The following is a 23,357-nucleotide window of genomic DNA, read 5'->3' on the forward strand; positions in this document are numbered from 1 at the left end:
AAAGACAATGCACGCCACGCACGAGAACGTAAATAATGGAACTGGGCGTGAGCGAGCGGGTCAATTACAAGAAAACAAAACTTAAGATTAGAAAGAAGCAGAATGACTGTATTTTTTGAGCAAGCATAAGAGGACATACGAGGTCTAGTGCGGACTCGCGGGCTAGGAGATGTGTAAAAGATACAGGTTAATATTAGTATTAAGATTTGCAAAAATCATTATAAATAAAAACAACAATAAAAATACAAAATTAAACCCTAAAAATAAAACTTCACTTTTTGATAAATAATAATTTATAAAAGGATAAGATAAAAATAAAATCAATAAAATATTTTTATATACTTTCTTAACCCTATAAACCAAGCTAATGCCTAGAATATAAAGAAAAATAAATACAAAAGAAATATTTAAAATTTGAAAAACATATTCAAATAATATATAAAAAAACAAAAAATATACCTATTAAAGCTAGGAATTTAAAATAAAGTTTTTTAGATAAATCTATATGAAAATTCAATAAAAATATATTTAGCAAAATCTCTTTAATTTCTTTCATTTTTCCTACCTTAATCATATTTTTAAATCATATCTAAAACCTATTAATTATTTCTATTTCGCTTTGTTTAAAGTCTAGCGTTTGGGCTTTATTATTTAAATTAAGCTCTATATAAACAACATCACTTAAGCTAGATAAAATCAATACATCTTTTAATACATAATTTCCATCGCTTAATTTACAAATATTTTTCTCTCCTTTTTTAATATCACAATCATTAATATCTAGCTTTTTATAATTTATAAAATAACTCATATATAAACTATTTTTACTAACCACAATATCAGTTCTAAACCCACCAATATTGGCTAATTTAACAACTTTAATATCAAGACTAAAAAAATACCAAATAGAGCAAATTATCCAAATAATTTTTATAATCAAACTAAATCTTTTAAAAAAATATGCAAAAAAACATAAGGTAATAAATATAGTCATCATAATATTTAAGCAATGATTTATCGTTGGAAAAGTTACATTTTCGTTTTGATATATTTGAACTAAACTTAAAAATACTAATTCAATTATGATAATTACTATAATTACAAATAATAAAAATACTCTTTCATACAAAAAATTAAGAATTTTAAAGCCAAATTTATTTGACTTTTTTCTTTTACAAGCTAAAAGCACAACAAATTCAATCATAACATAAGGAATAATCCCAATAAAAATAGAATAAACAAAACACACATATCCAAATGTAAGTAATAAATTAAAATCAAATCTAGGCAAATACCCAACTTCAAATAAATAATATTTTGTATAAGCTATTACAGAAACAAAAGTTATTAAAACTAAAGAAAATCTCATAGTTTTTACAAATATATTGGCAAGTTTTAATAATTTAAAATAATTAAAATAAAGCCTTTTAAATTCTATTTTGTAATTTAACATTAATCTTTTAGTATTCCTAGCAAAACAAATTCTAAATTTTTTAAAAAATTTATCAGACATTTTTACTCCTTTTTTTAAATTTAGCAAAAATATCTTTTACTTTTAAAAAATTCAATAAATTTTTTAATATTTTTATATAATAAAAAAAATTATAAGGACAAAATATGAACTCAAGCTTATTTTTAATGGGAAGAATAAAAGAACTATCAAATGAATTGATTTTAAAAGAACTTAGCAAAAGAGTAGAATTTGATTTATCCTTTTCTCACGCTGATATTTTAAATATATTATTTGATGAAAAAGAATATTGTATGGTTCAAATAGCACAAAAAATACATAGAAGCAAAGCTACAATTAGCTCTTTAATAGACAAATTAGAACAAAATGGATATATCACAAAAAGCCAAAGTAGTAACGATAGTAGAATGTATTTAATAAAAGCAACTCAAAAAACTTTAGATTTAAAACCAATATTTGAAGAAGTATCAAATATAGTTTTTGAAAAATTACTTAAAAACTTTTCAAAAGCAGAAGAGTTGTTTTTAGAAGAATTATTAGAAAAAATGCTAAATAATATAAAAAATTAAAATATATTTAACTTTTTATGCAAAAATAGTTCGTTATCAAACTAAAAAGGAGTTAAAATGAGTAATGGATTTAGCGTAAAAAGTCTAGGAGAATTTAAAAATATTCAAAGAATTGATTTAAAAGAAGCTTTAGGATTTACATCTTGTGAAATAAGTATTAACACAATGGAAGCAAATACTAATGTGCCTTTTGTTCATCATCATAAAGAAAATGAAGAAGTTTATATTATCTTAGATGGTAATGGGGAAATAAAGTTAGATAATGAACTAATTTTAATTAAAACAGGAGATATAATTAGAGTTGCACCTAGTGTAAAAAGACAGATTTTTGCAAAAACTAAACTAAATTATATCTGTATTCAAGCAAAAGAAAATTCTCTAACCCAATACACTTTTAGTGATGGCGTAGTAGAGTAATTTAACTTAGGAGCAATCCTAAGTTAAGCAAATATATTAATCAAATAAGTATTCAAAGGAATAGCCACAATATCTATCAAAACAGAACCACACAAAGGAACTATCAAAAACGCAGGTTTTGAGAATAAAGAATATCTATTGCAAGCAGCATTCATATTTGCAACCGCATTAGGAGTAGCACCCAAGCCATGTCCCATTAATCCAGCACACATAATAGCACTATCATAGTTTTTCCCGCACAATCTAAACACAACAAATATTGCAAACAATACTAAAACAACAACTTGAACAAAAAGCGTAATCAATAAAGGCATAGCAACCACGCTTAATTCATTGATTTTTAAACTCATCATAGCCATAGTTAAAAATATTCCTAAGCTAAGCTCACTAATAGTATCTATTGTGTATTGATTTAGTTTAAATATATTAAAGACATCATTTATATTTCTAATTAGCATTGCTATTAACATAGCACCCACATAGCTTGGCAAAGAATAACCGCTAAGTTTTGTAAATAATGAACTTATATAAAATCCAATGCACATAATACAAAGTATTAAAAATAAAGATTTTAAAAAATCTTGATAACTTGCGTGATGAATATTGTGTTTTAGCGGGTCAATATCTTGTATATCTTCGTTTGTTTTTATCTCTAATTTATATTTAAGTATTAAATATCTACATAAAGGCCCACCGAGTAAAGAGCCGCTTATTAAACCAAAAGTAGCCGCTGCAATTGCTACTACTTTAGCATTGCTAAGACCACTTAAATCTTCCACCATACCACCAAAAGCAATAGCATTTCCGTGTCCTCCTTCTAAAGCAACAGCCCCACTTAAAATTCCATATAAACTATTTAGCCCAAAAGCATTCATCATAGTAATTCCAATGGCATTTTGCATAATAGCCATTGCCCAGCAACACGCTAAATATATTAAAAGCAATTTACCACCAACTTTTAATAATCTAGCACTTCCGCTAAGTCCTACAACACTAAAAAATACAACCATAAAAGGAGTTTGCAATGACTTATCAAATTCAATATTAATATCTATAAAGGTTAAAAACCATACTAAAATACTTACCAAAAATCCACCAACAACAGGAGCTGGGATACAAAATTTTTCTAAAAAATTGATTTTGGTTTTTAAAAACATTCCAAATAATAAAACACCAATGCTAATTGCCAATACGCTCAAACTATCAAAACTCATATAACAGCCTTTCTTAATAAAATATAAGCTAAATAAGCGCTTAATTTAGCAGTATGATTATCTATATCATATTTTGGATTAAACTCGCAAATATCAGCTAAAGCAACTTTTTTACTATCTAAAATAATTTTTAGTATCGGTAAAATTTGTTGCAAACTAATACCATAAACAGCAGGAGCACTAACACCTGGTGCATAGCTTAAAGAAAACACATCAATATCAATACTAAGATATAAAACATCGCAATCTAATATAAATTCTTTTACAATTTTTGCTGAATTATCAAAGTCTTTATCTAAAACATATTTAGCATTCATATCTTGCATAGTATTAAATAAAGCTTGAGTATTTGATAAAGTATTTGCCCCAATACATAAATATTTATAAGAATAATTATTTGATTTTGCGTATTTATAAGCTTCATAAAACGAATTACCTGAAGTGTGTTGGGGTTGAATTCTCACATCAAAATGTGCGTCAAAATTAATAACACCTACATTTTGTTTATTATCTAATAAAGCCTTAATTCCAGCCAAAGAAGTTTCGTGACCACCACCTAAAATAACGCAATAATCTTGATTTTTTAATACTAAATTAAGCTTATCGTATAATAAATCATCAGCTTCTTCTAGGCTTTTAAAATTATCAATATTACCTAAATCATCAAAGTTAAAATCATCAAATACAGCAAAATTTGCCATATTTTTTCTAATGATATTCGGTGCTAATTCGCTACCAACTCTTCCGTGATTTCTATCTACACCTAAACTAGAACAAAATCCTATTAATTTATTTGAAGATGAAGTATTTAAACATTTAAAAACTCTGTTATGAATACTTTCTTCGCCATCATTTCTTCCAATCCACATAAAACTCTCCTTAAATATCTTATACTTTAAATTGTTTTAATTAAATAAACAAGAAATACTTAAAAATTGAGTTTAATATGTGTAATTTGGTAATAAAATTAGGAAATAAATTCCTAATTTTGTAAAGATTTATAAATCACATCTAAAACGCTGCCATCACGATATTCTACAACGCCTACTACCTCATCGCTAAATTTAATACTAGCTGGTTTGCCTGTGATTTTCTCTGCCATTTCTTTTAGTTCTTCAATCGTATATAATTTAATACCTGCTTTTGTGAAATTCTCTATTAAATCAGTTCTTTTAGGATTTACTGCAATTCCGTAATCAGTGCAAACCACATCAACATTTGCTCCTGGGGTGCAAATTGTGCTTACATTATCAACTACAATTGGAATTCTAGCACGAATTAATGGTGCTAAAATCATTGCAATTTTTGCACCTTCAGCAGTATCTTGGTGTCCGCCTATTGCTTGATTAATAACACCTGTTGAAGTAGTAATTACATTTACATTGAAATTCGTATCAATCTCAAGTGCTCCTAACATTACAAAATCTAATTGATTTACCGCTGGAGTAACTAGATTTGGATTTGCATAAAAAGATGCTGATATTTCATAATGTTTTGGATTTTTTGCAAGTGAGCTAACAGCATCTAAATCAAAACTTTGAGTATCAAAAAGCGCATCCATTAAACCATTTTCATGTAAATCAACTAAAGCAGCAGTGATACCACCAACACCTAAACTAGCAGTGATATTATGCTTAATCATCTCTTCTTTTAAAAGCTTAGTTACTGCTAAAGAAGCTCCTGCAGCTCCTGTTTGGAAACTAAAGCCATTTTTAAATAAACCTGATGCTAAGATACATTTTAAAGCATTTTCAGCTATTAAAATATCTCTTGGATTATCATTAAAACGAATTGCACCTGATACTATACCTTTTGGATCGCCAATACTCTCAATCTCACAAACAAAATCCACCATAGTTTGGTCAATACTAGCAGGAAGATTTATCCCATCTACTAAATTATCAGTAATTGCAATAACTTTATTAGCATACATAGCATCAACCTTAGCATAACCTAAACTACCACACGCAGATTTGCCTGTATAACCATTAAGATTACCAAATTTATCGCAACTTGGAGCACCAATAAATGCTACATCAATTTTAAGCGAGCCATCTTCAATAGCTCTAGCACGACCACCATGACTTCTAATAATTACAGGAGTTTTTAATCCACCATTACTAATAAAAGAACCCAATGGCTCTCTTAGACCACTTGTTTGAAGACTTGTTACAACACCATTTTTAATATGCTCAATTAAAGGTTTATGGCAAGTTGAAAGAGAACTTGCTGCTACGCAAAGATTTTTAATACCTAGCTTGCTTATTTCTTCTAAAACTAGATTTAAAATATAATCTCCACTTCTAAAATGGTGATGAAAACTTATTGTCATACCATCTTTTAAGCCTGATTTTATAATAGCGTCTTTTATACTTGAGACTAATTTATCTTCTTTTTTGCCAACTCTAATAGCTGCACCGATTTTACGCTCTTTTGGTTGTTTTAATTCTCCACTATATACAACTACATCTTTATAATTAGCAATTTTATTAGGTATTTTTCTATTAACTGCATTTACTTTATACATAATCATTCTCCTTTATAAAGACCACTAGCTTTAGCTAATTCAAGCACTCTTAAAGCTCTAATAATAATTGGACCATCTACCATTTTGCCATCAACTGCAATTACACCTATGCTATTTTTTTCCGCTTCTTTAGCTGCATTTACTACTTTTAAAGCGTCTATTATTTCTTTTTCTTTTGGAGTATAAATATCATGAACTATTTTGATTTGACTTGGATGAACTACTGATTTGCCATCAAAACCTAAGTCTTTTATAAATTGCACTTCTTCAGCAAATGCAACTTTATCTTTTATATTTGAAAAAACGGTGTCAAAACAATATAAATTATTGCTTCTTGCTGCGTGAATTATCTGCTCTCTTGCATAATAAAGCTCCATTGCGTGTTTGCTTCTAGTTGTTTTTAAATTCGTTACATAATCTTCAGCTCCAAGAGCAATCCCCATTAATCTATCACTTGCCTTTGCAATCTCACAAGCATTAATAACCCCAGTAGCACTCTCAATTGCTGCTAGAATTAAAGTTTTTCTAGGACGATTTAATTTATGCTCAACTTCGCTTATTAACTCATCTACTTCTTTAACTTCGTTTGCATTATCAGTCTTTGGAAGTCTTATAACATCAACTCCAGCACTAACCATAGCTATTACATCATCTCTTCCGTAAGGAGAATTTAAAGCATTTATTCTTACAACAACTTCAGTTGAACCATAATTAATCTTTTTAAGAGTTTCATAAGTTAGCATTCTAGCCGCATCTTTTGCTGAAATACTTACTGCATCTTCTAAGTCAATCATAATAGAATCACTTCCATAAATATGTGCGTCTATTAATTTTGCAGGTGCATTTCCGGGCAAGAACATCATACTTCTTCTAAGTCTATCTTTATTTAGCATAATTCACTCTCCCAATCATAATCTTTTAAACTAGCTCTAAAAATAGCAGTTTTAAGTCTCGCACGAATTACTAAATCAAGCGCTCCTTTATCTTCTATTTTTATTGTTACATTTTTAATATCATATTCATCTAATACTTCATTAACGCTAGCTAATATTTGTTCTCCAAATTGTTTATAAACACTAGAATTTAATTCAATTTTCCTTCCCACATTAGCAGGACTTACACTAATTAAAACATCGCCTGATTCTAATGAACCAGCACTTGCAATAGTTGTAATCATCAAATCTCCTAATTAATTAAATTTTTTAAGTTTTTTTTTATTATTACAAAGATAACTTAATTTTTAGTTATTAAATTGTTTTTTAAATACTCATAAGTTGAATTAGCACAAAGGGATTTTAACTCCTTATTATTTAAATAATCCTTATCATTTAAAATAATTTTTCTAATCCTACTTGCACTTATTACTTTTTTATTCATTCTAGCTCTACTGATTTCATAGAATTTGATTTTAAATTCTTTTAAAATTTCTTTTGCTTTTTGGTTGTAATCTTTTGTTATTTTATCTTTTGGTTCTGTCCCAAAAAATCTCATATTTATCCCTAAAATAGATGCTATTTTTGTAGCAAATAATGTAATATCAAGCCTTGAATAAATCTCATTAACATTAGCATTATCCTTTAAAAAATACGTAGGAAAAGTAGCTTTTGAAATAATATAATTTTTGCTTTCGTGAATTATTATATTTTTATAATCTTTTAATTCATTTCTTACAATCTCAAGCCTTGCTTTTGTATTAAACATACTTAAATCTTCGCTTAAAATAAATATATGCAAGATTTCGCAGTGTTTTAAGGCTTTTTGAATTAAATATAAATGCCCTTTACTCATAGGATTTAAATTCATTACAATTGAGCCAATTTTTTTTGCTTTTTTATAATGTTTAGCTAGTTCAAATTTATAATTTTCATAATTTAATTTTGTGTTTTCAAATAACGCAACATCTTTTGTAAGACATAATAAATAAAGCCCTAAACTCTCAAATACTTTTACATTACAAGGCTTTGTAAATATAAAATATTCATTTATATTTAATTCTCTTAATTTATCTGCAATTTGAGTTAGTAAAGTAGCACTAAAATTATTACCTTGTAAAGATTTATCAATTGCTATACATTTTACAATATTACCGCTTATACAAGCACTTGCTTTAATCTCTTCATTTTCTTCATAAACTAAAGCATATTCTATATCTTCATCGCATTTTAAATCAAATCTTTTTAAAAATAATTCTAATTTTTCTCTTTCATAAGCTAATAATAAGTATCTAAACATTAAAACCTAGCTTCGTGTTCTAATTGATTTTTGCAAATATCTTCTATTGAATACTCTAATTCATATTTTAATAAATTACAAGACTTAATTTTATCGCAATGGTCATTTTTTAAAGCTATTGTTATATCTATTTCTTTTTTGCTTAACTTTTCTACTAATTTGATTAGATTTTCTACACTTATACTTTCTTTGCTAGCTATTGTAGTGCATATATTTTCTTTGGTTGTATAAAGCTCGCTAGCTACTTTTAAATTAATATTAACAATATCATCAATATGTGCGAAATGATAATTCTCATCATAGTTAAAATCACGACCTAATTCAGACTTACCGCAAGCAATTCTTGTGATATTTTTAATAATTGAATAATGTTCAAATTCTCCTAAAAATATCTTAGAATAATACCCTGCAATATTGCAATATCTTAAAATTGCATAAGAAAAATCAGAATTGCTTCTAGCATAATCTTGTATCATATTTTCAGCTAAGATTTTTGTCTTAACATAAGCATCACAGGTATTTTCCAATCCTACATTAGCAAATATACTTGATGGATATATTAAAGTCTTAACTTTAAATTTTTTCATAGCTTTTAATAATTTAAAAAGATTTATGATATTGTTTTCATAAAAAGTTAGATTATCTTTTTTACTAAAATTCTCATTGCTAGTTGCTGCAAAATGAAATACCATATCAATTTTAAATCTTGACATTACATCTTCTAAAGCTTCGCTATTTGAAATATCAACTTCATAAAAATCAACTTCATAATATTTTTTTATATTTTTTATAGCTTTTTTGTTTTTACCGCTTAAATTATCAATTCCAATTACCTTATGCCCAGCTTCTAAAAATCCAGATGCAGTGGCTGAGCCAATATATCCTGCAACACCTGTTATTAAAACTACCACTTTACTTCCTTAACTTAATTTTTGTTTTAAAATCTCATAAGCTTCATTAATCTCATGAAATTTCTCTATCCCTGCTCTTAGCTCGCTTTCACTAAGATTTTTTGTGTTTAACACATCAGGATGATATTTTTTAGCAAGTCTTCTATATGCTGCTTTTACTTCAACTAAACTAGCATTAGGACTTAATTCTAAAACCTCATAAGGGTCTTTTTTAATTTTATTATTATTTTGTTTGTTATTGTTACCAAAATTTATAAATTGTGCAAATTCTTGTGCAACGCCAAAAATCTCTGCAATTTCTTTTAACGCAAAAATCTTTTTTTCACTAAAACCATCAATACTCGCACAATAAAGCAAACTTTGCATAATATTAAGCTTTTCATTTTTGCTTAAAATAAAATTATTTTTAAGCTCTTGTGCCACTATCCTATAATTTTCTGGATTTTCTTTAGCTTCTTTAAAAACCTTTTTTAATCTCTCACGCTCAACTAAATTATAAGAATTATTATCTAGTATTAATTTTATAAATTCAGCTTCTTTAGGCGAAATTACTCCATCAAGTTTAGCTATTTTTGCAATAAGTGCGACTAGGTATTCAGCATATCCGCCTTTCATTTTAGTAAATTGATTATTTAAAATATTTCCTTTAAAAAATAAAGGTAATAAAATTGCTCCAATAAGCCCTAAAATCGCTGTTAAAATAGTCCCTAATATTATCGCAAAAAACGATATTATGGTTCTAATAATACCCTTACCTGTAATAAATCCTATAATTGCTAAAATTATTATTAATAATAAAAATATATTCAATTTTCTTCCTTTATAACACTTAAAATCTTTTGGAAATTATCCTTTTTCCTTTGTAATAATCAAATTTTTATTTTTTATCATAGCCTTCAATGTAAGCTAAAACTTTTTTGTAATTTTCCTTGCGAATACCATTTGCTATAGCAAATAATTCTATAACATATATAATGGTTAATAAAAATCCCAAAAATAAAAAACAAAGAAAAGCAATAAGTCCGTCACTACGATGGAAAAATAAACTATAAATTTTTTCTACAACTTTAATCTCAGTCATCGCCATTAATAAAATAATTGTAAAAGAAAAAAATAATAAAAACTTTATAAATGCTAAAATAAAATCACCCTTATAAATCCTATCAATACCACAAATTCCTATCGTAGCCGCTAGCATAAAACCTAAATTTGGGTCTTTTAAACAAATATTCTTAGACAAATTCTTATCTTTTATAGTTTCTAAATCCTGCGTTCTTAGTCTATCTTGAAGATAAGATATTTGTTCTTCAGTCATTTTTTGCCTTTAAAAATTTACTATTAATCATTATCCTTAAGTGCAATTAATACACCTTCTATCATTTTTTTAATATCGCCATCAAGTATCGCATCAACTTGGCTAAATGCCTCATTACTTCTAGCGTCTTTTACTTGCTGATAAGGAGCTAAAACATACGAGCGAATTTGATGTCCGAAACTATTTTCGCCAACTCCTCCCGTATCTTTTCCATCGTTTAATTTCTCCATTTCAAGTTCATATAATCTTGAACGAAGCATTTTATAAGCTGTGGCTTTGTTTTTATGCTGACTTCTATCGTTTTGGCATTGCACTACAATTCCTGTTGGAATATGAGTAATTCTTACCGCACTTTCTGTCTTATTTACATGCTGACCACCTGCACCACTTGCTCTATAATAATCAATTCTTATATCTTTTTCTTCAATTTCAATTTCTATATCATCATCAATTTCAGGTGCAACAATTACACTACAAAAACTAGTATGGCGTCTAGCATTACTATCAAATGGGCTAATTCTTACAAGTCTATGAACTCCGTGTTCAGCCTTAAAATACCCATAAGCATTAAGCCCACGAGCAACAAAACTAACATCTTTTATCCCTGCTTCATCGCCTTCTTGATAATCTAGTGTTTCAACTTTAAAGCCTTCTCTTTCACAAAATCTCAAATACATTCTATAAACAATACTCGCCCAATCATTACTCTCCGTTCCACCTGCTCCTGGGTGAATATTAATAATTGCGTTTTTAGTATCATTTTCCCCACTTAAAAGCATTGATATTTCAAGACTTTTAATAGTTTCTTCTAAATTAGGACTATCTATAAATAAAGCTTCTAAAGTCTCATAATCATTTTCTTTTACCGCAAGTTCAAACAACTCACTAGTGCCTACTAATTCACTATTTGCAATTTCATATTTTGATACTAATTGATTTAATTTAGTTTTTTCTTTACCAAGCTCGGCCGCTCTTTTTGCATCAGCCCATAATGCTGGGTCTTCTTGCTCTTTTTCTATTTCTTTTATTCTTTCTTTTGCCTCGTTTGGTTTGATTATTTTTTCTATATTGTCAAGTTTTATTTGTAATTCTTTTAATAATTCACTAAATTCATAATTATCCAAATTTTGCTCCGTAGTTGTATTTTAAAGGCAAATCTTAGCTAAAATTTATTAAGATAATAGCTTTTTTAAAAGGAATTTAAATGAAATTATTTTTACAAAGTTTAGGCTGTAATAAAAACTTAGTTGATAGTGAAATTATGCTAGGTCGCTTAAAAGAATATGAAATTACTAATGAAGCAAGTGAAGCTGATGTATTGATAGTAAATACTTGTGGCTTTATAAAAAGTGCAAAAATTGAAAGTATTAATGCTATTTTAGAACTACACGAAATTAGAAAAAAAGGCTCAATTTTAGTAGTAACTGGCTGCTTAATGCAAAGATACAAAGATGAATTGGTTAAAGAATTACCAGAAGTTGATTTATTTGCAGGAGTTAGCGAATATGCAAAAATTGATGAATTAATAGCAAGTCGTGAAAGTAGATTTAGAGATTTTGTATATTTACAAGACGCAAATACTCAAAGAGTAATAACAGGCTCAAATACTCACGCTTATATAAAAATCGCTGAAGGTTGCAATCAAACCTGTAGCTTTTGTGCTATTCCTACATTTAAAGGCAAGTTAAAATCTCGCCCAATAGATGATGTAGTAGCTGAAGTTAAAGGCTTAGTTGCTAGGGGATTTTATGATTTTTCATTCATTGCTCAAGATACAAGCTCTTATTTAAAAGACTTAAAAATTAGCGATGGTTTAGAGAATTTAATTTCAGAAATTGAAAAAATTGAAGGAATAAAGGCTGCTAGAATTTTATACCTATACCCAAGCTCAATTAAGCCTAGTTTAATTACTAAAATAATTAATTCAAAAGTATTTGTGAATTATTTTGATATGCCACTTCAACACTCAAGCGATAAATTATTAAAAATTATGAAGCGTGGCTATGATAAGGCTAAGGCTATTAGCTTTTTAGAGCAAATGAGAGCAGCTCCTAATAGCTTTTTAAGAACTGGTTTTATCGTAGGACACCCAGGAGAAAGTGAAGAAGATTTTGAAGATTTATGCGAGTTTATTAAAGAATTTGATTTTGATAGAATTAGCGTGTTTGCATATTCAAAAGAAGAAGATACCGCCGCTTACTCAATGCAACAAATCAATGCAAATACTATTAAAAGTAGGCTAAAAAAGATTGAAAAAATCGTAGATGCTAAAATCAATGCAAGTTTTGAAAAAATGCTAAATCAAGAAATAATAGCAAGTTGTTTAGGAGAATCTAGCGAAGGCGAGTTTTTTATAGGTGCTAAGCCGCTTTTATTTGATAGAGATATAGATGGAGAAATCTTAATAAATGAAAGTGAAATAGGAGAGCTAAAAGTGGGTGATTTAATAGTTTGTAAAATCACTCAAGTGCATGAAAAAACACTAATAGCAACTGCAATTAGACGCTATGAGAATTGAATATTTAGAAGAGCTAAAAGGTAAAAAAAACCTTTTAGCATTTTCACACGGGACTGATAGCACGGCACTTTTTTATGCACTTTTAGAGCTTTGTGAGTTTGATTTATGCCTTGTAAATTATCAGACTAGAATTAATTCAAATAACGAAGAGCAAAGCGCTATAAAATTAGCAAAAGCTCATAATAAAAAAATCTTTACTAAAAAAGTAAATCTTGATAATAATAATTTTGAAAGTAATGCTAGAAAATATAGATATGATTTTTTTGATGAATTAATGCAAGATTATGATAATTTAATAGTAGCTCATAATTTAAATGATAGGTTTGAGTGGTTTTTAATGCAAATTACAAAAGGTGCGGGATTATGCAATCTATTGGGTTTTAACGGGATTGATACAAGGAAAAATTACAAAATAATTCGCCCATTAATTAATACTAGCAAAGATGAAATTATGCTGTATTTAAATGAGAATAGTTATGAATATTTTCAAGATGAAAGTAATTTTAATACCAAATATAAAAGAAACGAAATTAGATTAAATTATGCAAATGATTTTGTAAAACACTACGCAAATGGCATAAGAAATACTTTAAAATATTTAGAATTTGATAAGAGTAAAATATGTAAAGATAGCTTGGTTTATAAAGGAATTTATTTTTGTAAAGATGAAAATTCTTTAGATAAAGCTATTAAAAAACTAGGTTTTGTAAGCTCATCAAAGCAAAAATTAGAGCTAAAAAACCAGCTAAATAAAAACAATGAAGCCGAGCTTTATTTTAGGACTGATTGTGTTTGTGTTTGCTTTTATAAAGGATTTTTTATGGTTTTTTTAAAGGCTATTACAAAGCTTAGTAAGGAGCAAAAAGACGCTTATAGACTAGCAAAAGTGCCAAAAAATCTTAGATTTTTCCTAGCGTTAAATAATATAAAACTAAATGAATTAATAAATCTTACAAAAAACCTAAAATCATGAATTAATAAATCTTACAAAAAACCTAAAATCAACTCATAATAATTATTGATATTTGATTTTAGGAATTTCTTTTTATGTAAAGATTAAATATTTAAGATAATGATTTAATACTTAAGTTGCTTATTTTATAGTAATTTTTACTAAAACCAATAACTACAATTTTAATCATTTTTAAAATATAAATAAAAAATATTTAATTTACTTCAAGCGAATTTGTTATTTGGTAAAAATTTAAAATTCTAATAATTTATTTTATATAGATTTTAATAATCTTTATTAATATTATTATGTTTTAATATTGATATTTATTTTTAATTAGGAGAGATTATGCAGAGATTAAAAACTAGCTTGGCATTTATTTTACTTATGGGGGGAGGTATTTATGCAAACGATAGAGTTACACTTGATTTAATTAATATTCATTCAAATGATAATACTTTAGATAATATTAAAATTCAGAACAAAAACACAACAAGTACAAGAGATATTTTACGAGAAATACCATCAGTATTTATGGGTGGAACTAATAATTTAAATCAAAAAATTTTTATGCGTGGTATGAGCGATAGAGCTGTTAATATTAGCATAGACGGAGCAAGAGAAAGCGGTAATAACTGGCATCACGCAGCTGATTTAGTAATCGACCTTGATATTTTAAAAGCAATTAATATTGATACGAGTATATTAAGTGTGGCTAATAATTCAGGTGCTTTAGCTGGGGCGGTAAAGTTTAATACCCTTAGTGCAATTGATCTTTTAGAAGATAAGCAAAACTTAGGAGCTAAGATAAAAACATCTTTTGCAAGTAACAATAAAGAATGGCAAAAAAGCATTATGACTTATGGTAAATTAGATAATGGTTTTCATTTATTAGCCTATGTAAATCATAAAAATCATAGCTTTAGCAAAGATGCTTTAAAGCACGAAAGTGGCGGAAAAGGTAATAATCTTAGCTATTTTACTAAGGGTGGATTTTTAAAAGATGAGCATAATTTAAACATTAGTTATGAGAGCGTTTATTATAAAGGCGATTATCCTTTAGTGCCTGAGTGGGCTGGAAGTGTTGCTTATGATTATTATGATAAAGGCAATTTAGTTTTAGCAGGGACAAGGGGTTTTGATTTAATTAAACAAAAAATGCAAAGAAATACCGCTGTAATTGATTATAATTACGATTTAAATGAGCTTATAAATCTAAATTTTAAAACCTATTACACCAACAGAACCCTAACTTTAGATGATTGGATACAAACAAACGCATCAAAAGAAAAGGTTTTAGAGTATTTAAAGGGTGGTGTTAAGACTTTTGGCATATATTTAAATAATAAAAGCAAAATAGAGTTTGATACTTTTACTCACGAATTGTTTTATGGTTTTGAGTATTTTAATACAAGAAGTTTTGTTAAAGATAATTATTATAAATATAACCTTAGTTTAAATAGTAGCATTAATGAAGTTTTTAAAGCTGCTGATGATGATATAGCTCAAAATTATTCTATATTTTTAGAAGATAAAATAAGTTTTTATGATTTAGCTTTAATTACAGGACTTAGGTTTGATAATTACAAACTCAATACAATTGCCAATCAAAATCAAAGCAGAATTAAGCACAATTTTAAGAGTTTTACACCTGCTATAAAGCTTGAATATAATGTATTGCCTGAATTACAAATCTATGCAGGATATACAAAGCTTTTTAAAGGTGCTGAACCACTTGAGATGATAATTTTGCGTGAAAATAGAGCAAATAAATTAAGAACTAATGAAGATTTAAAAGCACAAAAAGGCTATGGTTATGAGTTAGGCATAGATTATAAAAAAGATTTTAATGAGCTTTATGTAAGAGCTAATGCTAAGTATTATGATAGATATTATGATAGTTTAATAAGAGAAGAAACCAAAAGAATAGGAGAAAGCGGTAGTTTTTATACTAGGCTAAACGGCGGAAAATACAATGTATATGGAGTAGATTTATTAGCTGAACTAGCATATAAAGATTTTAAATCAAGATTATCATATTCAAGAGTAAGAACTAATGAAAATAACGATACTCTAGTAAGACAAGGATATGCCTTAGCATATAGTGACCCAGGAGATAAATATACATTAAATATTGAATATTTATATAATAATTTATTAATAGGCTATGATTTGATTTATTTCACTTCAAAAAGTATTAAAGATAGTAATTACATAAAACCATCATACGCAAAGCACGATTTATATATGCAATATGAAGTATTTAAAAATTTTGATATAGGCTTTAGCATTAATAATATTTTTAATAAACTTTATTATTCACATTACAAAAGAAGCTATGGCGGGGCTAAAAGTGCTGACTGGGAAGCAGGAAGGGACTACAAAATCAGCTTTAATTACAAGTTTTAATGATTTAAGGAATTAGATTAATTCCTTAAATATTCTTATAAACCTAATAACTTATAATTTGTATATTGTATTAAAAGCATATTTTACTTTCAATTTATTCTATCTTTGCTTTATTTTCTACAATACAATACACAAAATCTATCTTGTAAAACAAAAGTACTTTAAAATTCCATATCTAGTATTATTAAAATATAACTAGTATTTACTAAGGTTACATAACTTTTTAATAAATTTTTCATTATTAAAAACATAAAGATTTTTATATCAATACAAAATTGTTAGGAATTTTATAAATTAAAATTCCTAAATGAAATTATTTTAAATATTTTAAACATACTCCTGAATAAAATGCAGCGGCATTAACTAAAGTATCATCATCATAAATATATCTAGGGTCATGTAGATAATAATCATTCTTATTTAAAATAAAGGCATAAGCACCTTTGCAATGCTCTAACATAAAAGAAAAATCTTCGCTACCCATTAATGGCTCGTGAAATTCATCACAATTTTGCTCTCCAAATAATTCACACGCTACACCAAAAGCTAATTTTTGCGCTTCATCATCATTAATTGTAGCTGCTCCTATTTGAATAAATTCAAGCTCAACTTTTACCTTAAAAAGCAACTCGCAAGATTTAGCAATATTGTTTAATTGCTCTATTATCGTATTTCTATCATCATTATTAAAGGTTCTAATATTAGCAAGTAATAATGCCTTATCTTGTAAGATATTAAAGCTAGTTTCATTTCCACTTAGAGCTGCTCCAAATGTTATAACAGCTTGATTTTTAGCTGCTATATTTCTAGCAGTTATAAATCCCGCTTGGGTTATAAAATGAGCCATCGCACCCATTACATCACTAGCCTTCTCAGGTGCACTACCATGCCCACCAACTCCACTAATATTTACCCTAAGTGCGTCAGCTCCTGCCATCATAGCCCCACGCTTAAGACAAAATAATTTATTAGTTTTACTCGGGATATTGTGATAGCCAAATATAAAATCACTTTTAAATCTAGTAAATAAATTATCATCAATCATAGCTTTAGCACCGCCTCTACCTTCTTCAGCAGGTTGAAAGACAAAATTAATAGTGCCATCAAATTCACTCTTACTTAAATATTTAGCCGCTAATAATAAACTCGCCGTATGTCCATCATGCCCACAAGCGTGCATTAAACCTTCGTTCTTAGAAGCATAGCTTACTCCACTAGCTTCGTTTATTACAAGTGCATCCATATCAGCTCTTAAAGCTATGCTTTTATTTGAATTACCTTTCTTTAAAACCCCAACAACTCCTGTTACGCCTATATTTTCATAAACTTCTATGCCAAATTCTCTTAATTTGTTCGCAACTAACTTTGCTGTTTTAAATTCTTTTAATCCTAGTTCAGGATTTTCGTGAATACATTTTCTAATCTCTATAAACTCGCTTGAGAGTTTTTTAATCTCTTCTATCATTTTAACTCCTTTTTCATTTCTTTAAATTCTTGTGCCAAAAACTTCGCTGTATAGCTTTTATCAGCATATTTTTTAGCAAGTTCTAATGGATTACCTGTCGCAATTATCTTACCACCCCTAAAACCACCCTCAGGACCCATATCTATAATATAATCAGCGTTTTTGATTAAGTCTAAATTATGCTCAATTACAAAAACACTATTTCCAGCATCTACTAAATGCTGCAACACTTTTACTAATTTTTGCGTATCTGCAAAATGAAGCCCCGTAGTTGGTTCATCAAGTAAATAAAGTGTATTTCCTGTATCACTTCTACTTAATTCTTTAGAGATTTTTATCCTTTGAGCTTCCCCACCACTTAAGGTTGTAGCGTTTTGACCTAAGGTTATATAATCAAGCCCTACATCCATTAAGGTCTTTAATTTTTGCTTAATCTTAGGGTGTTTTGCAAAAAACTCATAAGCTTCTGCCACACTCATTTCTAAAACATCAGCTATATTTTTGTCTTTATATTTAATCTCTAATGTTTGATGGTTGTATCTTTTACCCCCACAAGCATCACAGGTAATATTTACATCAGGTAAAAAGTGCATAGAGATTTTAAGCTCACCTTCTCCGCTACATTTTTCACACCTTCCACCTGCAACATTGAAGCTAAAGCGACCGATTTTATATCCTCTAATCTGTGCTTCAGGAACATTTGCAAATAAATTCCTAATCTCATCCATAAGCCCTGTATATGTTGCTGGATTGCTTCTTGGAGTTTTTCCTATTGGACTTTGATCTAGAAAAATTACTTTGTCTAATTTATCAAGACCTTTATATGTAATATCATTAATTACTGCTTTTGCTCTATTTAGATTTGCTCTTGCAATTGGTAGAAGTGAATGCAGCATTAACGAGCTTTTACCACTACCGCTTACTCCTGTTACACAAACTAAATTCCTAAGTGGGAATTTCACACTTAAATCCTTTATATTGTTTTGATTAATTCCGCTTAATTCTAAATATTCATCACTCTTTCTAGCCTTATAAAGGTCTATGTCTTTTTTGCGATTTATATACAATGCAGTTTCGCATTTGCTTTTAAGCAATTCTTTATAAGTGCCATTAAAGATAATCTCCCCACCACTAGTTCCAGCCCTAGGTCCAATCTCAACGATTACATCAGCACTCTCAATTGTCTTTCTATCGTGTTCTACTACTATTAGGGTATTTCCTTTAGCCTGCAAGCTTTTTAGAGTATTTATTAGTTTTTGTGTATCTCTTTCATGAAGACCTATGCTAGGCTCATCTAATACATATAAAACCCCGCTTAATCCACTTCCAATTTGAGAAGCAATCCTAATTCTTTGAGCTTCTCCACCACTAATTGTCCTTGCATCTCTACCTAGTGTTAAATACCCCAAGCCAACATCATTTAAGAAAAATAATCTTTCATTAATTTCTTTAATAATAGGATAAGATATTTCATAATCTTGCTTATTTAAATTATTAAAATTCTCTATTTTAAAAAATTCGCAAATCTCTTCAATAGGTGTGCTAATAACTTCTGCTATGCTTTTGCCATTTACTAACACAGCTAAGCTTTGCTCGTTTAATCTAAAGCCTTTACAAGATGGGCAGGTTTTTTCTGTTATGTATTCGTTAAAATCTTTATCATCTTTTAAGATTTCATAACTTATCTTAATAGCTCCATCAAAAGTTTTTTTGATATTATGTTTATTCCATAAAAAGCTAAATTCCGTTGCACTTCCGTATAAAATAAGCTTTTTTTGATATTCACTTAATTCTTCATAAGGCTTATTTGTAGGGATTTTTTCTGCTTCACAAAATGCTAAAAGTAACTTTGAATAATAACTTTTATTAAAACCCATCATAGTGCGAACTGCACCATCTTCTATACTTCTTTCATAATTTATAATTTTTTCTTGGTCAATACTCATTCTAATGCCTAAACCATCACATAAAGAACAAGCTCCTTTAGGGCTATTAAATGAAAAGCTTAAAGGCTCAAGTTTATTAAATGAAATTTTGCATTTAAAACAAGCATTATGAAGCGAATAATGAATATTTTTATTACTTTCTAATAATTCTAACTCACACTCACCATAACTTAAACTTAAAGCTTTTTCAACAGCTTGAGCTAAACGACTTTTATTATCATCACTAATTCTTAGCCTATCAACTACTAATTTAATAGTATGCTTTTTAGTTTTAGCTAATTCTATTGGCTCATCTAGTCGTGTTAGTGTGCCGTTTATTAAAATATTTATAAAACCTTGAGCTTTTAGGCTTTCAAGAAGTGGTGCGAATGTGCCTTTTTTTTCTTTAACTAAAGGAGCTAAAATCATTGCCTTTTCGCTAAATTTTGCCATTTCGTTTATTATATCTTCTGTATCCATTTTATTGATTTTTTCTCCACATTTATGACAATGCTGAACTCCAATTTTTGAATACAAAAGTCTTAAATAATCATATATTTCAGTAATTGTTCCAACGGTTGAGCGTGGGTTTTTGCTAGTTGATTTTTGATCAATTGCAATAGCAGGGGTTAAGCCTTCTATTTTTTCTACATTTGGTTTTCTAAATTTATCTAAAAATTGCCTAGCATAAGCACTAAGACTTTCTATATAACGGCGTTGTCCTTCTGCATAAAGCGTATCAAAAGCTAAAGTAGATTTTCCACTACCACTAAGCCCTGTAAAAACTATTAATTTATTTTTAGGTAGTGTTAGGCTTATATTTTTTAAGTTATTTTCACTTGCGTTTATAACTTGAATTTCATTATTCATTAAATACTCCGTGTTGTTTTAGAACTTCTATTATTGATAAAGTCAATACAAACAATAAAAATCCTATGAAAAGTTTTTTTTGCGTATTATTGCTAATTTTATGAAACAGCCAATTACCAACCCAAACTCCAGGTAAACTTGAAATAGCAATTATTGCACCAGCAGTATAATCAACATGATTTGTAATTGCCATAGAAACAAAAGCAGCACTTCCAGCAAAAGCTACAAAAAGACCGCTAAATGAAGCAGCTTTTTTGATATTAAAATTACAAATTGCAACTAAAGCAGGCGTAAGTAATGCTCCACCACCTATCCCACCACTTGTAGCAATTGCACCTATTATTAAACCTACGAAAAATTGCAATAATTTTGAATTCTTTTCAGGTTCAATTGGATTTGCAGGAGTAAAATAAAGTTTAACAATAGCCCAAATAATTAAAAAACAAATAATATAAGCAATCATTAAATTGCTTGCAAATTTCATAATAAAACCAACGCTAAAACCACCAACTAAACCACCTAAAGCAGGATATAAAGCATTTTTTACTTGCAATGTGCCTTTTTTATAATTTAAATACGAATTATAAAAAGATGAAAAAACCATTTGCATAACGCTAATTCCAACAGCAATCTTAGGCGAATACCCAACAAAAGTTGTCATAATAGGCACAACAGCAGTCCCACCACCTATTGCAAAAAGTCCTGCAGTAAAACCAACTAAAAGCCCATCTAAAATAAAAATAATATAAGTAAGTAATGTATATTCTTCTATCATAAAAAACTCCTAAGGCGTAATCTTAATTAACTTAGCTTACACTTTTCTTTCTTATAATAATTAAAACTTATTTAAGGAAAGATTAATGCTTGATACAATTGATTATTCAGTTAAACATTTTTTTAAACATATTTTAAGAAGTAAATTAGAAACCACAAATTCTTTAGATGAAGCTGAATATTATGGTGCTAGTATTTGTTTAGGAGATAATGTAAAAGAATTATTTTGTTATTTAATATTTAAAAAAGAAAGCTTACAAGCTCTTGCTTCAAGATTATTAGGCGATGATGATAAGATGAGTGAAGATGATTATTGTGATTTATGCAAAGAAGTAGCAAATCAAATCATAGGCTATGCAAAAAGATTATTAGCTGATGCTTATGATGATTATTCAATTAGTGTGCCTGAATATTTAGGAAGGGTAAGTGATTTTAAATTAGGCTTTACTCACGAGTTTTTTTATAAACTAGAAAATAATACCTTTTGCGTTGGTATAGTAGAGAAGAAAAAATAATGCAAACACAAGAGCAACCTACTAGAATTCTAAATGCAACTTATGAAGAATTGCTAGATGTTAGCGTAGATTTTATAAGTGAGTTAGGAACTACACAACTTAGCGTTAGAGAATTTTTAGAACTTGGAATTGGCTCTGTTATTGATTTAGAAAAACCAGCAGGTGAGAGTGTAGAACTTTATGTAAATAATAGAATTTTTGGTAAAGGCGAAGTAATGGTTTATGAAAGAAATTTAGCAATTCGTATAAATGAAATACTAAGCTCAAAAACCGTTATTCAATATTTTAAAAAAGAGTTGTGATGAAAAAAATAATCTTACTACTAATTAGTTTAAATCTTTTTGCGAACAATATCATAAATTATAATATTTATAAAAGAGATGATAGGATTGATGTTATGCTAAGCTTTGATTCTCCATATAACGCAAAAGATGGAGATATTAGAATATTAAGTGGAAGCGATTATGTAGGCGTAGTATTAAATAATGTTAAAATTTCTGAAAGAAATTCTCAAATATTAAATATGCCTTACGCAGAACAATTATTAATGTATCCATTAGGCGAAAGCACGGTTTTAGAATTTAAAACAAAAGAAAAAATAAATGTCATTCCTGCACTTACAAAAGATGATGGTTTTGGGCTTAGAATTAGAGTTATGCCAAAAACCACAAACCAAGTGCAAAATAATGAAATAAAATATGCAGAAGATAATAATATAGATGGTAAATTGTATTCAATGATAGGTGTTTTAGCAATATTAGTTTTAGTATTAATATTTGTAAAAAGACAACTTGCAAAAAAAGGAAAAATATCTAATTTAAATTCTAAGCAAAAAGTTGCTAGTTTTTTAAATATTAATGAAAATCAAGCCGTAGTAATTTGCGAAAAACAACTTGATAAAGATAACAAATTCATAGTTATTGATTATGAAAATTCAAGATACAAATTAATAATAGGAAATACAAATATTTGGCTTGATGCACCTAATCAAACTGAAGAGAATTTTGAAAGTTATTTTGAAGAAAACAAACAAAAATTACAAAATATGATAAAGCAAAATGCTCTTAATTCATATAAAGAAAAAATAAGTAAAATATAAGGAGTTAAAATGAGAAATAGAAATAAAAAAACAAAAATAACAATATTTTTTTCAATAATTATAGTTGTTGTATTGGCAAGTTTTATTGCTTTTTCAAATACTTTTGAAAGAATTGCTCCTAATATTTCTTTAGACAACAACCAAGAAGATACAATTTATTGGAATGCTAGAGAT

The 23,357-nt window shown here is 28.0% G+C and carries 23 protein-coding genes; 8 read left to right on the forward strand and 15 right to left on the reverse strand.

Features of this window, described 5'->3' with window-relative positions:
* Window positions 1–427: 427 nt before the first annotated feature.
* The gene (locus tag KJQ99_RS10840) at window positions 428–556 is read right to left on the reverse strand and encodes a hypothetical protein (RefSeq protein ID WP_284444079.1); all 129 of its coding nucleotides are present in this window, start codon (window positions 554–556) and stop codon (window positions 428–430) included.
* Between the two features lie 33 nt (window positions 557–589).
* Window positions 590–1,513, reverse strand: a complete 924-nt coding sequence (locus tag KJQ99_RS03280) for a hypothetical protein (RefSeq protein WP_214150024.1) — start codon at window positions 1,511–1,513, stop codon at window positions 590–592.
* 104 nt (window positions 1,514–1,617) lie between these two features.
* On the opposite strand from KJQ99_RS03280, the gene KJQ99_RS03285 reads away from it, so the two are divergent.
* Window positions 1,618–2,040, forward strand: a complete 423-nt coding sequence (locus tag KJQ99_RS03285; protein WP_214118064.1) for a MarR family transcriptional regulator — start codon at window positions 1,618–1,620, stop codon at window positions 2,038–2,040.
* A 57-nt stretch (window positions 2,041–2,097) separates the two neighbouring features.
* On the forward strand, window positions 2,098–2,457 hold the full coding sequence (locus tag KJQ99_RS03290) for a cupin domain-containing protein (protein WP_214119886.1): 360 nt from the start codon (window positions 2,098–2,100) through the stop codon (window positions 2,455–2,457).
* Window positions 2,458–2,480: 23 nt separating this feature from the next.
* Here KJQ99_RS03290 and gltS read toward each other — a convergent pair whose 3' ends face one another.
* The 10 genes from gltS to prfB all read right to left on the reverse strand — a co-directional run bounded on the left by gltS (window position 2,481) and on the right by prfB (window position 11,780).
* On the reverse strand, window positions 2,481–3,671 hold the full coding sequence (gene gltS, locus KJQ99_RS03295) for a sodium/glutamate symporter (RefSeq protein ID WP_214150025.1): 1,191 nt from the start codon (window positions 3,669–3,671) through the stop codon (window positions 2,481–2,483).
* On the reverse strand, window positions 3,668–4,540 hold the full coding sequence (locus tag KJQ99_RS03300; protein ID WP_214150026.1) for a formimidoylglutamase: 873 nt from the start codon (window positions 4,538–4,540) through the stop codon (window positions 3,668–3,670). Before KJQ99_RS03300 ends, gltS begins: the two co-directional genes overlap by 4 nt.
* A gap of 113 nt (window positions 4,541–4,653) precedes the next feature.
* Window positions 4,654–6,198 (reverse strand): citrate lyase subunit alpha, encoded by a 1,545-nt coding sequence (gene citF / locus KJQ99_RS03305; protein WP_214150027.1) that lies wholly within the window; start codon window positions 6,196–6,198, stop codon window positions 4,654–4,656.
* A 2-nt stretch (window positions 6,199–6,200) separates the two neighbouring features.
* Complete coding sequence (locus tag KJQ99_RS03310; RefSeq protein ID WP_214119889.1) at window positions 6,201–7,091, reverse strand: aldolase/citrate lyase family protein; 891 nt, start codon at window positions 7,089–7,091, stop codon at window positions 6,201–6,203.
* Window positions 7,085–7,375, reverse strand: coding sequence for a citrate lyase acyl carrier protein (gene citD, locus KJQ99_RS03315; protein WP_239802947.1), 291 nt, complete (start codon window positions 7,373–7,375; stop codon window positions 7,085–7,087). Before citD ends, KJQ99_RS03310 begins: the two co-directional genes overlap by 7 nt.
* A 56-nt stretch (window positions 7,376–7,431) precedes the next feature.
* Window positions 7,432–8,430: a [citrate (pro-3S)-lyase] ligase gene (citC, locus tag KJQ99_RS03320; RefSeq protein WP_214150028.1), complete on the reverse strand. Its 999-nt coding sequence runs from the start codon at window positions 8,428–8,430 to the stop codon at window positions 7,432–7,434.
* A complete protein-coding gene (locus KJQ99_RS03325; protein ID WP_214118083.1) occupies window positions 8,430–9,341 on the reverse strand; it encodes an SDR family NAD(P)-dependent oxidoreductase in 912 nt (303 codons plus the stop codon). Before KJQ99_RS03325 ends, citC begins: the two co-directional genes overlap by 1 nt.
* Before the next feature lie 9 nt (window positions 9,342–9,350).
* Window positions 9,351–10,151: a DnaJ domain-containing protein gene (locus tag KJQ99_RS10845; RefSeq protein WP_284467044.1), complete on the reverse strand. Its 801-nt coding sequence runs from the start codon at window positions 10,149–10,151 to the stop codon at window positions 9,351–9,353.
* A gap of 67 nt (window positions 10,152–10,218) precedes the next feature.
* Window positions 10,219–10,656: a TM2 domain-containing protein gene (locus KJQ99_RS03335; RefSeq protein ID WP_214118085.1), complete on the reverse strand. Its 438-nt coding sequence runs from the start codon at window positions 10,654–10,656 to the stop codon at window positions 10,219–10,221.
* A gap of 23 nt (window positions 10,657–10,679) precedes the next feature.
* Window positions 10,680–11,780: a peptide chain release factor 2 gene (prfB, locus tag KJQ99_RS03340; protein ID WP_214118087.1), complete on the reverse strand. Its 1,101-nt coding sequence runs from the start codon at window positions 11,778–11,780 to the stop codon at window positions 10,680–10,682.
* Window positions 11,781–11,860: 80 nt separating this feature from the next.
* Between prfB and rimO the strand changes: the two genes are divergently transcribed.
* The 3 genes from rimO to KJQ99_RS03355 all read left to right on the forward strand — a co-directional run bounded on the left by rimO (window position 11,861) and on the right by KJQ99_RS03355 (window position 16,535).
* Complete coding sequence (gene rimO, locus KJQ99_RS03345; RefSeq protein ID WP_214118089.1) at window positions 11,861–13,174, forward strand: 30S ribosomal protein S12 methylthiotransferase RimO; 1,314 nt, start codon at window positions 11,861–11,863, stop codon at window positions 13,172–13,174.
* The gene (tilS, locus tag KJQ99_RS03350) at window positions 13,164–14,147 is read left to right on the forward strand and encodes a tRNA lysidine(34) synthetase TilS (protein WP_214150029.1); all 984 of its coding nucleotides are present in this window, start codon (window positions 13,164–13,166) and stop codon (window positions 14,145–14,147) included. Before rimO ends, tilS begins: the two co-directional genes overlap by 11 nt.
* Before the next feature lie 327 nt (window positions 14,148–14,474).
* The gene (locus KJQ99_RS03355; protein ID WP_214150030.1) at window positions 14,475–16,535 is read left to right on the forward strand and encodes a TonB-dependent receptor; all 2,061 of its coding nucleotides are present in this window, start codon (window positions 14,475–14,477) and stop codon (window positions 16,533–16,535) included.
* A gap of 313 nt (window positions 16,536–16,848) precedes the next feature.
* Here KJQ99_RS03355 and KJQ99_RS03360 read toward each other — a convergent pair whose 3' ends face one another.
* Genes KJQ99_RS03360 through KJQ99_RS03370 form a run of 3 tightly spaced genes read right to left on the reverse strand, consistent with a single transcriptional unit; the run spans window position 16,849 to window position 21,570 of the window.
* Window positions 16,849–18,000: a M20 metallopeptidase family protein gene (locus KJQ99_RS03360; RefSeq protein ID WP_214150031.1), complete on the reverse strand. Its 1,152-nt coding sequence runs from the start codon at window positions 17,998–18,000 to the stop codon at window positions 16,849–16,851.
* Window positions 17,997–20,795 carry an excinuclease ABC subunit UvrA gene (gene uvrA / locus KJQ99_RS03365; protein WP_214119901.1) on the reverse strand — a complete coding sequence of 933 codons (2,799 nt, stop codon included), beginning with the start codon at window positions 20,793–20,795 and terminating at the stop codon, window positions 17,997–17,999. The genes KJQ99_RS03360 and uvrA overlap by 4 nt, the downstream gene beginning before the upstream one ends.
* Complete coding sequence (locus KJQ99_RS03370) at window positions 20,788–21,570, reverse strand: sulfite exporter TauE/SafE family protein (RefSeq protein ID WP_214118121.1); 783 nt, start codon at window positions 21,568–21,570, stop codon at window positions 20,788–20,790. The genes uvrA and KJQ99_RS03370 overlap by 8 nt, the downstream gene beginning before the upstream one ends.
* An 85-nt stretch (window positions 21,571–21,655) precedes the next feature.
* Here KJQ99_RS03370 and KJQ99_RS03375 point away from each other — a divergent pair, with 85 nt between their 5' ends.
* The 3 genes from KJQ99_RS03375 to KJQ99_RS03385 are packed head-to-tail and all read left to right on the forward strand — an operon-like array spanning window position 21,656 to window position 23,183.
* Window positions 21,656–22,084, forward strand: a complete 429-nt coding sequence (locus KJQ99_RS03375; protein WP_214118123.1) for a chemotaxis protein CheX — start codon at window positions 21,656–21,658, stop codon at window positions 22,082–22,084.
* Window positions 22,084–22,386, forward strand: coding sequence for a flagellar motor switch protein FliN (fliN, locus tag KJQ99_RS03380; RefSeq protein ID WP_214118125.1), 303 nt, complete (start codon window positions 22,084–22,086; stop codon window positions 22,384–22,386). Before KJQ99_RS03375 ends, fliN begins: the two co-directional genes overlap by 1 nt.
* Window positions 22,386–23,183 carry a hypothetical protein gene (locus tag KJQ99_RS03385; RefSeq protein WP_214150032.1) on the forward strand — a complete coding sequence of 266 codons (798 nt, stop codon included), beginning with the start codon at window positions 22,386–22,388 and terminating at the stop codon, window positions 23,181–23,183. The genes fliN and KJQ99_RS03385 overlap by 1 nt, the downstream gene beginning before the upstream one ends.
* Window positions 23,184–23,357 lie beyond the last annotated feature (174 nt).

This window comes from Campylobacter sp. 2018MI13 (genome assembly GCF_018501135.1).
Taxonomy (GTDB): Bacteria; Campylobacterota; Campylobacteria; order Campylobacterales; family Campylobacteraceae; genus Campylobacter_E.

Excerpts from the sequence above, each read along its gene's own strand:
- KJQ99_RS10840 (WP_284444079.1), bottom strand. The coding sequence starts at position 556 with ATGAAAGAAATTAAAGAGATTTTGCTAAATATATTTTTATTGAATTTT.
- citC (WP_214150028.1), bottom strand. The coding sequence starts at position 8,430 with ATGTTTAGATACTTATTATTAGCTTATGAAAGAGAAAAATTAGAATTA.
- KJQ99_RS03385 (WP_214150032.1), top strand. The coding sequence starts at position 22,386 with ATGAAAAAAATAATCTTACTACTAATTAGTTTAAATCTTTTTGCGAAC.
- KJQ99_RS03335 (WP_214118085.1), bottom strand. The coding sequence starts at position 10,656 with ATGACTGAAGAACAAATATCTTATCTTCAAGATAGACTAAGAACGCAG.
- KJQ99_RS03355 (WP_214150030.1), top strand. The coding sequence starts at position 14,475 with ATGCAGAGATTAAAAACTAGCTTGGCATTTATTTTACTTATGGGGGGA.
- KJQ99_RS03285 (WP_214118064.1), top strand. The coding sequence starts at position 1,618 with ATGAACTCAAGCTTATTTTTAATGGGAAGAATAAAAGAACTATCAAAT.
- rimO (WP_214118089.1), top strand. The coding sequence starts at position 11,861 with ATGAAATTATTTTTACAAAGTTTAGGCTGTAATAAAAACTTAGTTGAT.
- KJQ99_RS03280 (WP_214150024.1), bottom strand. The coding sequence starts at position 1,513 with ATGTCTGATAAATTTTTTAAAAAATTTAGAATTTGTTTTGCTAGGAAT.
- KJQ99_RS03360 (WP_214150031.1), bottom strand. The coding sequence starts at position 18,000 with ATGATAGAAGAGATTAAAAAACTCTCAAGCGAGTTTATAGAGATTAGA.
- citF (WP_214150027.1), bottom strand. The coding sequence starts at position 6,198 with ATGTATAAAGTAAATGCAGTTAATAGAAAAATACCTAATAAAATTGCT.
- KJQ99_RS03310 (WP_214119889.1), bottom strand. The coding sequence starts at position 7,091 with ATGCTAAATAAAGATAGACTTAGAAGAAGTATGATGTTCTTGCCCGGA.
- uvrA (WP_214119901.1), bottom strand. The coding sequence starts at position 20,795 with ATGAATAATGAAATTCAAGTTATAAACGCAAGTGAAAATAACTTAAAA.
- KJQ99_RS03370 (WP_214118121.1), bottom strand. The coding sequence starts at position 21,570 with ATGATAGAAGAATATACATTACTTACTTATATTATTTTTATTTTAGAT.
- KJQ99_RS03290 (WP_214119886.1), top strand. The coding sequence starts at position 2,098 with ATGAGTAATGGATTTAGCGTAAAAAGTCTAGGAGAATTTAAAAATATT.
- KJQ99_RS03300 (WP_214150026.1), bottom strand. The coding sequence starts at position 4,540 with ATGTGGATTGGAAGAAATGATGGCGAAGAAAGTATTCATAACAGAGTT.
- fliN (WP_214118125.1), top strand. The coding sequence starts at position 22,084 with ATGCAAACACAAGAGCAACCTACTAGAATTCTAAATGCAACTTATGAA.
- tilS (WP_214150029.1), top strand. The coding sequence starts at position 13,164 with ATGAGAATTGAATATTTAGAAGAGCTAAAAGGTAAAAAAAACCTTTTA.
- KJQ99_RS03375 (WP_214118123.1), top strand. The coding sequence starts at position 21,656 with ATGCTTGATACAATTGATTATTCAGTTAAACATTTTTTTAAACATATT.
- gltS (WP_214150025.1), bottom strand. The coding sequence starts at position 3,671 with ATGAGTTTTGATAGTTTGAGCGTATTGGCAATTAGCATTGGTGTTTTA.
- citD (WP_239802947.1), bottom strand. The coding sequence starts at position 7,375 with ATGATTACAACTATTGCAAGTGCTGGTTCATTAGAATCAGGCGATGTT.